7 protein-coding genes are annotated in these 13,010 nt (G+C 37.2%); 1 reads left to right on the top strand and 6 read right to left on the bottom strand.

Annotation, left to right across the window (positions count from 1 at the left end; translation table 11 throughout):
• Nucleotides 1-108: 108 nt before the first annotated feature.
• The 6 genes from ACSVDH_RS07690 to ACSVDH_RS07665 all read right to left on the bottom strand — a co-directional run bounded on the left by ACSVDH_RS07690 (nucleotide 109) and on the right by ACSVDH_RS07665 (nucleotide 12,100).
• Complete coding sequence (locus ACSVDH_RS07690) at nucleotides 109-1,917, bottom strand: glycoside hydrolase family 66 protein (protein ID WP_439252163.1); 1,809 nt, start codon at nucleotides 1,915-1,917, stop codon at nucleotides 109-111.
• Between the two features lie 246 nt (nucleotides 1,918-2,163).
• Nucleotides 2,164-4,707, bottom strand: a complete 2,544-nt coding sequence (locus ACSVDH_RS07685) for a glycoside hydrolase family 31 protein (RefSeq protein ID WP_439252162.1) — start codon at nucleotides 4,705-4,707, stop codon at nucleotides 2,164-2,166.
• A 793-nt stretch (nucleotides 4,708-5,500) separates the two neighbouring features.
• Nucleotides 5,501-8,704 (bottom strand): glycoside hydrolase, encoded by a 3,204-nt coding sequence (locus ACSVDH_RS07680; protein ID WP_439252161.1) that lies wholly within the window; start codon nucleotides 8,702-8,704, stop codon nucleotides 5,501-5,503.
• A gap of 446 nt (nucleotides 8,705-9,150) precedes the next feature.
• Nucleotides 9,151-10,443, bottom strand: coding sequence for a preprotein translocase subunit SecY (gene secY, locus ACSVDH_RS07675; protein ID WP_518617745.1), 1,293 nt, complete (start codon nucleotides 10,441-10,443; stop codon nucleotides 9,151-9,153).
• A gap of 113 nt (nucleotides 10,444-10,556) precedes the next feature.
• Nucleotides 10,557-10,781 (bottom strand): preprotein translocase subunit SecE, encoded by a 225-nt coding sequence (gene secE, locus ACSVDH_RS07670; RefSeq protein ID WP_439249127.1) that lies wholly within the window; start codon nucleotides 10,779-10,781, stop codon nucleotides 10,557-10,559.
• 278 nt (nucleotides 10,782-11,059) lie between these two features.
• Entirely contained in the window at nucleotides 11,060-12,100 is a 1,041-nt protein-coding gene (locus ACSVDH_RS07665; protein ID WP_439249126.1) for an NAD(P)-dependent alcohol dehydrogenase, read from the bottom strand.
• Between the two features lie 384 nt (nucleotides 12,101-12,484).
• Between ACSVDH_RS07665 and ACSVDH_RS07660 the strand changes: the two genes are divergently transcribed.
• Nucleotides 12,485-12,901 carry a MerR family transcriptional regulator gene (locus tag ACSVDH_RS07660; RefSeq protein ID WP_299090272.1) on the top strand — a complete coding sequence of 139 codons (417 nt, stop codon included), beginning with the start codon at nucleotides 12,485-12,487 and terminating at the stop codon, nucleotides 12,899-12,901.
• Nucleotides 12,902-13,010 lie beyond the last annotated feature (109 nt).

The following is a 13,010-nucleotide window of genomic DNA, read 5'->3' as shown; positions in this document are numbered from 1 at the left end:
TATATTATCAAAATAGTGTCTTATATTTGATATTTTCTAAATAAAATAAGTGTCTTTTCTTCCAGTTAAGAGGTTTTAAATGGAAGAAAAGACACCACCAAGCTGCGATTATTTATACTCTATCACAACCATATCCCAGTATTTAAGACTTGGAAGGGTAAAGCGAACCTCTTCATTTTCCTGTTTAAATGGGAGTGAAATCGGAATTCCGTTTTGGATGTCTGGTGAGGCCAGCCAAATTTTTTTAATGGACCTGGTCTCTTTAAGCTGTACATTTAGCTGCTTTCGATCTTGAGGCTCTGCTTGACTTCCATTTGTATCACGCCATTCTAACGTTTTTGCATCTACAAAATTAATGAAGTGAATGACTTTTATATTCATTTTTTGTTTTGCGTAATACCATACTTTCCCTTGTTCTGGTTGTGAAGAAAAAAGTACCCGATCATGTGAATGAATCGAGATTGGCACCTCTTGCAGATTATCTCGAAGCAAGTTTTCATAAGCAACAAGAAAATCATAATACTTGATCAGACTGCTTTGCAAAGATTGAGCTATTTTCAAATTTTTATGTGGAAAATATTCTTTTGATAGCATATGTTCTCCAAGTTCTAAGTGAGAGCCTCCTGCTGCAAAAATCACACTGTTTGCTAATAACACACCTGGTGTATTAAATTCCCCGGGCTGATTGGAAAATTCATAATTCATATAAGCAGCTAAGACTGTATTTTTATTTCCTTCTGAATAGTGTTCATTCTCATCAATGATGCGTTTTAAATCACCATAATATTTGTATCGATCCCATACCTCTGTATATAAAAAGTCTATAGTTGATTCTGCAATTTGCTTTTGACCAAATTGGTTGACGGCATTCATAACGATTCGTTTATCCATTGTCTCACTTTTTATTTTTTCTAAAAACGGTCGGAATGTATGATCTATTGCAACCTGATTTCCATTCACATCATAGACCTCTCCTCTTGGACCAAGCTGGTCAATATGCCAACCATCAAATGGAAGAGCATGATACACACTTTTTTGTTGACCAATAATATATGTCTGCCATTCAGGGTTTCCCGGATTCACCATAAACACATCACTTTTCCAGTCATCTGGAAGTGCATGATAGTCATGGGCATGTCCTTGCCGATCTTTAAATAATCGCCATTCTGTTTTAACTCCCTCTTTTTCAGCTTCAGCAAAAGCACCGTACAATAGATTATATGCCATCGTCTTCATATTCCGTTCATGAGCTAAATCAATATATTTTCTTATCGTAAGCAGGGATGTGGGACGATTGGCGATATCCTCCCAATAGGGGACAGGTTCATTGTTTTCCATTATAAGAGGCTGATGATGTTTATAATGCCAATCATAAAACTGCAATCCATTAATATGATAACGGTTCAACCTGGATATCACAGACTGCATCTCCTTAAACGATAGATCTTGAAAATTCGATAAAAATCCGTACCGAGGAAATTTAGACCAATCACTTGACACATCAACTGCAATTGTTTGGCTATCCTGTTTTGTATTGGATGTATACTGGACATGAACAAAATATCCTTTAAAATCTTCTTTTGGAGGCTGCCATTCCCACTTGGCTTCCTTATTGGTTACCTTTACTTCTTGCTTAAAAAGAATGTTCCCTAAATGGTAATAGGTAATGATTAGCATGCCATTTGAATGTCCATTCGTTAATTGAGCAGTAAATTTCACGGTATCCTTAACATGATAAGCTGCTTTATCCGTTGAAATATTTTTTATCATGTTTGTATGTTCGGGAATGATGTATGAAGTTTCTTTTTTGGAATCGTAATGAGGAGAAGAAGAGGGGTATTTTGTTACACCTATTATAATTAACAGTAATAAAATAATAGATAAGAAAATTAATATATTCACTTTTTTCGATAACATCAAATCTACTCCCAACTTGAAACAATATCCTATTTGAAGGAACTAACAATAAAGCTAGTCCCTCTTTTTTCTGCTTATTATTTATGCTTCGGCATATTGCTTACTTTTTCCAACTATAATCAGCATCCATTATCTTTTCAATTGGATGTCCGCCCTCAGTCAGTTTCTCTCTTCATTTCTATGTTTCATAAGGATGGCAAGAAGGAACTAGTTAATATTCCTTCTTGACCAAGTGCATACCCAAAATTATCGGATTTGAACTTTCTTCTCTTCATCTGCTGGAATGCTTACATATAGAACTTTTGCATTTTCATCATAGAAGAATGTGTTAAGGTTACCTTGAGTTTCCTCTAATGAACCAACTTGTTTATAATTCGTTTTTCCAGCTTGAATTTTTGTTGGCTTTACTGCATTATTTAATTTTAATGTGTACTGCTTCAACTGTGTTTCAGAATAATTCGTTGCCTTTTTCTTTTGTTCAAATGTAACATGGTATGGTTTTTGTTCCACTTTAAATTCAGTAACGTTATATTCACCATTCTTGTAGTCTTCAGTAGCACCATCATCTTCATAGAATGAATAAGCAGCCTCTTCTTTCAGATAAGTGTCTAGTACTAGATTTGTAAGCGGCTTTTCATCTGTATATTGTTGGACATCACGGGTTGGAATAATAGATTCATCTTTTACGAATATTGGCATATGTTCAAGCGGTACATCGACAGTAATTGTCTGTCCACCCTCATATTTTTTGCCTGTCCAATAATCTGTCCAACTAACGTCTTTCGGTAAATAAACTTCACGTGATGTTTGACCTTGTTTGACGACCGGAGCCAGCATCATCGAATCTCCGAACATGTATTGATCACTGATATCATGTGTCATTTCATCATGTTGGAATTGATAGACAAGCGGTTGCTGAACCGGTTTCCCGCTATCTGCTGCTTCTTTGAATTCATTGTATAGATACGGAAGCAATTTATAACGCATTTCAATGTATTTCTTACTGATTTTTTCCACTTCCGGACCAAATGCCCACGGCTCTTGACCTTGTTTCACGGTTGCTTTTGCATCACTATCATAGTGAATACGAGCGAATGGCAAGAATGCTCCTACTTCAATCCAACGAGCAAATAATTCTGCATCAGGACGTGATGCGAAACCGCCAATATCATTACCCACGAATGCAACTCCAGATAAGCCTACGTTCATGTTCATCGGAAGTGACATTTCTAAATGCTCCCAGTTACTGAAATTATCCCCTGTCCACAACGCAGCCCAACGCTGTGTACCAGCATACATATCACGAGTTAAGACGAATGGACGAGTGCCAGGCTTGTGCATTTTAAACGCATTATAAGTAGCTTCTGCTTCATCATGACCATATAAATTATGGTACTCAGTATGGAGAATTTTGTTGTCTTCAGTACCAAAATACGTATCAAGTGGCAATGTATGAGCATGTCTTTCATCATCACGGAAAACAGCCGGTTCATTCATATCATTCCAAATACCGTCAATTCCTTCGTTAAATAACACATCATGATTCTTTGCCCACCAATCACGTACTTCTTCTTTAGAGAAGTCAGGGAAAGCTGAATCTCCAGGCCATACTGGACCTATGTAAGGAGTACCATCTGGATTTTTTGCCCAAAAGTCATTTTTTGTACCTTCTTGATAAATTTTATAGTTTTCATCCTGCTTTACAGCCGGATCATTAATCGCAATCGCGTGGAAGCCTTCCATAGCTTTTAATTGTTTTAATGCATCTTTGTATTGTTGGTTCCAAGTAAACACACGATAGCCATCCATATAATCAATATCAAAGTGCATGGTATCTAATGGGATGTTCTTTTCACGGTACGTTTTCGCAACATTCACAATTTCCTCTGGAGTGTAACCCCATTTGCTTTGGTGTAAGCCTAATGACCATTTTGCAGGAACATCCATCTTACCTGTTAATTCAGTGTAACGGTCAATAACATCGCCAATTTCTGGGCCATATGCAAAGTAGTATGTTAATTTTCCGCCATTTGCATAGAAATAGTAGTAATCATCAGATTCACTGGCCATTTCGTAGTAGGAACGATGTGTGTTATCAAAGAAAATACCATATGCATTGTTATCTTTTAACCCAATAAAGAATGGAATCGAAGTATACAAGTATTTTGTATCCTTGTTATATGCGTAAGCATCTGTGTTCCATAAACCAATACTGTCTCCACGCTTATTAACTTCTAACCCTGCTTGCTCACCAAAGCCGTAAAAGTCTTCATCTTCATTCGTTTTCTTAAAGACGTAAGGCTTTCCGTTTTCATAACCTGATGTTGCACCTTGATTTAGGTAGTCTTCGTTAATGACATTCCCCTTTTTATCAAGGAATTTCACTCCAAACGGCTTCAATTTAATTTCAACTGTTATTTCCTTTGTTTTTAATGTGTAGGTATCTGCGCTAACGTTTGCACTGAATGGCACACTTTTCCATTCACTTTCTTTTTTCACGATCCCTCTTGATTCAAATTCTTCTTCACCTTTTTCCAGTACTGAAACTTTAACAAGATCTTTGGCAAAAACCCGAATATAAGCTTCGTATGTACCTAAATCAAGTTTGACCCCATTTGAGAGTTCAGTGACACCTTGGACACTTAACTTTTGGAGGTTTTCCTTTTGTAAAGGGGTATCCGCCTCCGGTTGTGTTACCGCTAGAGCACTTGGAACTGCAGTAGAAAAACTTACTGTAGCTGCAAGAGACAGTCCAGCTAATACTCGCAATGTTTTTTTGGATGAGAGCATTTTTTTCACCTCGTAAGAAAATTTTTGATTACGGATGAATCTTACCGATGGTAGAATTTTCTGTCAACTAACGAAAAAATCAAAAAATAAAGTAGGGAGATCATCTCAATGACATTGATACTTAAAGGATGAAAACGGCATACTTTTTCTTTGAAAACGTTTGTTAAAAAAAATGAAAATAAGGCATAGTATCTAGATTTTCACAATTTATTAATTTTTTTTTGGTTATTTAGAATCAATTATCACAATATTCTGACTATATTTCCGTCTTGTTCACGAGCTCTACTACAGACTAAATAGGCAAATGTCTCAACTTTTTTCTTTATCTACTTGTTATTTTTATTATTCTTACCTATACAATATTTTCCAAATAATTGCAGGATATATATTTCACCATAAAATTTAGAAGTATGTATTCATTGTCCCTTCCATTCAAAATCACTCTTTTTTTGTATCTCTATACATAAAATGTTATAAGGTTGAGTTTTTCTGATACAATGTAATGATTTACAAATCACTATTGTAAAATAACAACAAAACACGATCTTGCAAGAAGATCGTGCTGGCTGACTAATAAAAATAATGAATTACTCTTAATTATTTAAGAAATCTATTAATTGGAAAAGGTGTTTTATATTAATGATTTATAGTGAGATAAATAACACCATTTGAAATCTGGTAGGAGGGAGAGATTCCCCGACCTCTTACATACCAGACTTTTGACTATTCTCTCTCTCATACTTCTTTCGATCGTTGTTTCATTCGTATACCGTTTTGTAATTTGATTTGAATATCACTTTCTCTCATTAAATAAAACAGTATATTTCACTTGGTTCTTCCCATTTTCAGATGTAACAGTGATAACCGCTTCTCCAGGAATTGATGGAGGTGTTTCAATTTGATAGGTTGCAAATAAATTACTTGTTTCCGCCTCAATCGCCGGGACTTCCTGACCTTTCTTCTTTACGTTAACACGATATTGCAGAGTATCCTTATCAAATTCTTTTAATTGCTTCCCATTAATACGTATTGTTTCTAATGTTGCATCCCCGCTTTGACCTGGAATATGATTTTTGTTACCAATCCCTAATACCTCCATTTCAGAAATGGCGATACAAGTGCCTTCCCTTGCCTTCATGACTGTGCGAATATTTTTGGTTTTTAATGGAGTGAAGTCAATGGTTAGCTCCTTATTTTGAACATCGGTTTGAGTTCCTTCAATTTCCTTCCATTCTGTTCCATCAAAATATTCGAGATGCAAAAATTTTGCTGGTCTTGTGCCACCGTTGTCATCATAGAAGTGAAATTTCACTTCTGATATGGTTTCCTCTTTCTCAAATTCAACGGCAACCCAATCTTCTTCTCTCCAGTTATTTGGATCCCAATTCGTCCATCTCGCACTGGAGACAATGCCATCGTTGACATTCCTTGTGCTATCCCATTGGCCGGTAAAAGAAGCGGTTACTTTCGGATATTCATTGCCGGAATCAGAAGAATTTAAGGCTAGATTTTCTAATGCCGGTTCTGTCACCTGGACATTGGCAATTGCTTTCACTGGACTATTTGAAATCGATCCTTTTACTGAAAACTTACCTAAAGCTGCATATAGCGTTGGATCAATTTCTTCCCAATCAACCGATACATATCCAGATGTACCAATTTGCAGGTTTGCTATTACTTTATTTGGTAAGATTGGTGCATAGCCTGGTGTTGTTTTTAACTTGATCGGTTCAATACTTTCAATCTTACTGACTGTTATCGTTGCGACAGCTTTTATCGATGTTCCCTCAACAGATCCTTCAATCTTGAAAATATTTTCCTTTGCATATAACTTTGGATCGATTTCTTCCCAGACAACCTTTTTCTGAACCTTGTCTCCATTACCATAGATCGTTGTTACTTCAGTAGGTAAGACTGGTGCTGTCTTTTTCTTTGTCACAACAACATCAACCGGCTCTACTTTGGTGATACCAGCCTTGACAACCTTCCATTGCTGGTGGTTCCCTGTTGTCGGTTTCCACACGCCAACTTTTGCTCCTTCTTCCTTTGATTCACCGCCCACTTCTATCAAATCTCCGCTTTGAACGTTTATAAATGTGTACTCACCATTTCCATAGGTTGAGAGCATCCATTTTTGATTTGCTGAATCATCATTGTTTTGAAGCACAACTGAACCATTCTCTATACCAAGTACGCTTTCAGTAGCAGGATTCACAATCTTATAAATTTCTATTGTGCTATAACCATCTGTTATTTTTTGAATGCGAAAGCTTTGTGTTTCTTCTTCATGTATATTTGTTTTTTGAACAATTGATTTTCCATCTTGGTCAACAGCAAGCACTTTACCACTGTTTTTATTAATAAATTTGTATTCTTCGTCATTGTTCAAAAAGACATGATCCTTATTTACACCAGACACACCTGATATAACAAATGTTGTAATCGATTGTGGTTGTACGACTGCTGAGAGCTTTTTATCCGAGATCATGACATCAGATTTTTGGGCTAAATTATCCGTTTTCGATGTAACATAAGGTGTTGCTTTAGCACTTGCTGTTATGGTTTCAAAACCTGACAAATCAAAATTGATCGATTTCTCTTCTGCGGTAGAATTCGTATACACCACAACGACAGAATCCTCATCTTTGTTTATTGCGGCTAAGGTGCTGCTGTTAGTAGAATTAATCACTTGGTATCCTGGACGGATAAATTTGCTGTAATTCCCCATTGCATAGTATTTTTTGTTTTTATAAATTTCTACATCATCGAAATTTGCTGGAGCAAAATCTACTTGAATAAGTCCCCAGTTGCCATTTTCATGCTCTGGACTCATATTCACTTCATCTTCAATCGCTTGCCAGAGCACCCATGCTTCTGATTCTAATTGTTGAATATCCGTTGTGATTCGCTGAGATAAGGCAAGACCTGGTATGATATCTTCATGATTTTGTCCGCTGCCTGCACTAAGATCCACTTCAGACATCCACAGTTTTTTCCCTGCTCCCTTTGCAATATCCCTTGCACCGATCTGCTGGGTAGGACCATACGTATGCACGTTTAACTGTCCGATATTATTTCTAGTTGTGCTTTCATATTGCTCCCAGTTTTGTCTGAATTTTTGCGGATTTGTTTCATCCATAGCTGATACGACTGTGCCGAGACCTTTTTCAGCTAATTGTTTTTTAACTTCATTAATAATTTTAGCTTGTGAAGCTGGAGACCAGTTCGATCCTTCCTGTCTGCCTTTTGCTCGCCAATATCCGGTATTTGGTTCATTTACAGGTGAAAGAGTTTTAAATTCTATATCCATTTCCTTTTGTAAATGATCCACCACTGAAGTTAAGTATGTGGCGAAATTTCCAAATTGATCTGGCTTGATATTGTCATCCCATGGATTCCAGTTACCTGATACATAACCGCTTTGCGTCATAAAATAAGGCGGTGAGTTTGAAAATGCCTCAAACGTATCAGCTCCTCTCGCCTTTGCTGCACTTACCCACCAACGCTGGTTTGCGTCAGCTTCCCAATTCCAGTGCTCAGGATTTTCAGGATCCCACCAATTTTCTTGCTCGGTCCATTCTTCTGTAATCCCCTCTGGCGGGCCATATTCAGCAGGACGATTCCAATAACCTGGAACGGCTCCACCTTTCCGCATATATGGCTCTGTTTCAGGAGAATCTCCACCGCCAATATTGTAGCGGGCAATATTAAAATTCAGTCCTTCCTCACCAAATAGATCATCTGCAAGTTGATTTCGAAGTTCATCAGGCCAGCCTCCTGTTACATTTGCAAACCATACAAGTGCCGTTCCCCAGCCATCAAACGGTTCATGTTGATAGCTTGGATCTAGTGTTATGGACTCTGAAATGGAACTCACTTCATTTTCTGCCTCCTCCGCTTTCGTCACTGTAGGTAAAACCGGTAAAATACTTCCCGTTATAAGGAATACAAGGATACAAGAAATGAGTAACTTTTTAATAAACCCTACTTGTAACATTAAATAAACTCCCCTTTCGTTAGGTAATACAGAGAAAATGACGGTTTCTTCCCTGTTAACTACATTGATATTTAATTTCGTTTTTCCTCTTAAACGATCGATTTTGTACTGAACCTATCACCCCCTCAAAGGTAATGCTTAGATAGAAGAGCATGAAATGTAATCTTTAGAATAATAAAGACAATTCTTTGAAACGGGTTTCATTTTATAAAAAGACTAATAGTAATGACAAAATGAACTTTTCACTATTTCTTTTAAAATGTTTTATCAATTATATAGTTCTAATATTAAACGCTTTCAATTTTAAAGAAATAGACATTCTTTGGAGAAAAGTGCAAATTATTTCGATCCCTTCAAATCGAAAAAATGGTCTAAAAAATAGACTGTCATTTTAAGAACGACAGTCTATTTTTATACTATTCTCCTTGGATCCTCTTGTATCCTTCCTATTTAATAAAGCCTTTATAATGACGTTTCACCAGCTGACTTTCAAGCTGTTTCATTGTTTCAAGGGCAACCCCGACAACGATTAACAAGCTTGTTCCGCCAATCTGTGCAGATTGGGGCAGATCAGCAAATTGAATGAAGAAAACAGGAAGAACAGCTATAACTGCTAAGAAAAGAGAACCGACAAAAGTTAGACGATATAATACCTTTGTAACATATTCCTGCGTATTCTTACCTGGTCTGATACCAGGTATATAGCCGCCTTGCTTCTTCAAATTTTCTGCCATCTGCTCAGGGTTCACTTGAACAAATGTATAGAAGTATGTGAAAGCAATAATTAATGCGATATAGATGATCATCCCTATAGGATGAGTGTAATCAAATGTTTTCTGGATCCAATCCGTCACATCATTCGGACCAAAAAAGGCTGCTATCGTCGGTGGAGTAATAATAAATGACACAGCAAAGATAACAGGAATAACGCCGGCAGGGTTCACTTTTAAAGGCAGATGAGTTGTTTGACCTCCTCCCATATTGTTGTTCCCGGAACGCTTAGCGTACTGAATTGGAATCTTGCGAAGTGCTTGTTGGATGAAGATGACCCCAACGATAACGGCTAAAATAGCCAATACCAGAATGGCAACTGTTACAATTCGGATGAAAAGCTGATCGCCGGCATCTTGGAATTGTTGTGCATATATTTGGTTAATCGTTGAGGGAATGCCTGCTGCGATCCCTGCAAAGATAATAATGGAAATTCCGTTTCCAACACCTTTGGAGGTGATCTGTTCTCCTAACCACATTAAAAATGCTGTACCAGCTGTTAAGACAATCGCAATTAATAAGTACGTCCATATGCCAGGATTTTCGATTAACAATCCGCCTGACTGGGTATTGAACCCGTAGGACATACCTAACGCCTGGATGAAACCTAATATGATCGTAAAGTATCTTGTAAATTGTGCGAGCTTGCGCCGCCCAACTTCACCTTGCTTTGACCATTCAGTGAATTTTGGCACAACGTCCATCTGCAAGAGCTGGACGATGATCGATGCTGTAATATAAGGCATAATCCCCATCGCTAAGATCGAGAAGTTATATAAAGCACCTCCGCCAAATGTGTTTAAGATTCCGAAAACATTCAGTTCATCTTGTGCTTGCAACACATCAGCATTGACATTCGGCACAGGAATGAATGTACCAATACGAAATACAATTAACATTAAAAGGGTGAATATGATCTTATTTCGAATATCACCCACGCGCATAAAATTGGAGATTGTTTTAAACATTAGATCACCTCAGCTATAGTGCCAGCAGATTCAATTGCTTCTTCAAAAGCAGCGAATTTGTCAGCTTCACTTTAAGTTCAATTCTTTTTTCTATTTAACTAACATTAGTTTAATCAGTTATACATAATAAAACGAATAATAAAAGAAATACAAAAATCAATAATGGCAAAAAACACACTGGCAAATATAACTGTAGATAAAACTGTTATTGTATATCTTGTCAATTCCTTGCTCTTTGGCCAGCTAACCTTCTTCATTTCGCGATTAATATCTGCGAAAAACTTAACAATACCTCGTTTTTCTATGATTCTATCTGCTTTTAGCAACTCCTTATTCATAACAGCCCCCCCTATTTTTTAAATAGTAGAATTTTTCTCTTTTAATATGTATATACCCCATTGTAAAACGCTTTCATAACTAAAGAAATAGAAATTTTTTATAGAAAAGTAGAATTATTTTGTTTTCTCTCTTTTTTATATAGGTATTCTTCAGTACTCGTGAAATTTCATTTACATTCTATCGTTAACTTGAGTTTAAAAGCCAAAATATAAAGGTGTCCTAAAGCTAGGCTTTAGGACACCTTTTAATGACCATTTAATCCTATCATTGACGCAACTCACATTGTGCTGGTGTCAATCACGAAACGATACTTTACATCTGAAGCTAATACTCGTTCGTATGCTTCGTCAATTTGATCGGCTGTTATCACTTCAATTTGAGGAACAATGTTATGTTTTGCACAAAAATCCAACATTTCCTGAGTCTCACGGATGCCGCCAATCATTGAACCTGCAAATGAACGACGGTGACCGATGAGAGAGAACACATTAACTGCCAATGGCTCTGCAGGCGCACCAACATTGACTAGCGTACCATCCAGCGTTAACAGTGAGAGGTAAGCACTAATGTCGATACTTGCACTTACCGTGTTAATGATCAGGTCAAATGTACCAGCAAGTTTAGTAAATGTCTCAGGGTCGCTTGTCGCATAGTAGTTGTCTGCACCGAATTGCAAGCCATCATCTTTTTTCTTCAATGATTGAGAAAGAACTGTAACTTCTGCACCCATGGCGTGTGCAATCTTGACAGCCATATGTCCAAGACCGCCCAAACCAACAACAGCTACTTTTTTACCTGGACCAGCCTTCCAATGATTTAGCGGTGAATATGTTGTAATACCTGCGCAAAGTAATGGTGCTGCTGCATCTAGCTCAATGCTGTCAGGAATTCTGACTACGAAATCCTCCGTTACGACAATGTGGGTAGAATAGCCGCCTTGGGTTGGCTCGCCGTATTTGTCAACACCAGCATAAGTAGGGATATTTCCTTTGAGACAGTATTGTTCTTCTCCTTTACGGCAATTCTCACATTCGCCGCAGGAGTCAACCATACATCCGACCCCTACCCGGTCACCGACCTTGTACTTTGTGACCTCGGCTCCTACATCTGTGACAATCCCCGCAATCTCATGTCCAGGTACGAGAGGATAGTTCACTGGACCCCATTCGCCGTGTGCAGTATGAATGTCAGAATGACATATGCCTGCATATTTAATTTCAATTAGAACATCATGCAAATCAAGGTCGCGTCGTTTAATTTCAGCAGCTCGAAACGGTTTGTCAGGACCATCAACAGCTCGTGCTTTAGCAGTTATCATAAATAAAACCTCCTATAAATTTTACATTTCAAGAGAATGTGCTTGTACCAGGCAAATGAATAACGCAGGTGAAATCCTGCTTCATTCATTTCGATCCCTTCTTTTCCCTTACAAACCAATGTTAATACTTATAGTTAACTCTAGGTCAAGTGCTTAATTTATATTCCTTTTGAAAATCCTCCGGTCATACAGGTTTCATATCATCTATCAATCTAGCCAATAGTTAACTACATTTTTTTAAAAACTAAATATAACTCTATTTAACCGAGCACAATTTTCCTTTCCTTTAAGATGATTTTGACATTAAGCAAATACCATGATAGAATCCACTCATAAAAATAGAGTTAACTCGAGGTCTATATCATTAAGAAAGGGAGAGAAATGGTGAAGACATATTCTATCAGTGAAGTCGCAAAAGTGTTGAATCTTACAGTATATACATTGCGTTATTACGACAAAGAGGGACTTATGCCTTTTGTAGAAAGGACAACCAGTGGTACACGCTTGTTTAAAGAATCCGATATCGAAGCTTTAAAAGTAATTGAATGCCTGAAATCTACCGGGATGCCTATTAAGGAAATTAAAACTTTCATTGATTGGTGTTCTAAGGGGGATTCCACGTTGCAGCAAAGATATGACATGTTTATAGAACGGAAAGCTACTGTTGAAGCACAGATGGAAGAACTAAAAAAAACAATGGAAGTCATCGAGCATAAATGCTCCTATTACAAGACTGCATTGAATGCCGGAACGGAAGATATTCATAAAAACGATAAATTAGAGATTCCTATTACTAATTAACAGAAAGCCACCTGTGTATATCATTAATATGTATATAAAATACAGGTGGCTCTATTAATATTATTTACTACCAATGAACGTGTCTCTGAATTAAGCAAGCTACAATGGC

The sequence above is a fragment of the Metabacillus sp. Hm71 genome, assembly GCF_051842955.2.
GTDB lineage: Bacteria > Bacillota > Bacilli > Bacillales > Bacillaceae > Metabacillus.
Note: the sequence above shows the minus strand (reverse complement) of the source record. Positions and strands in the feature narration are given on the sequence as shown.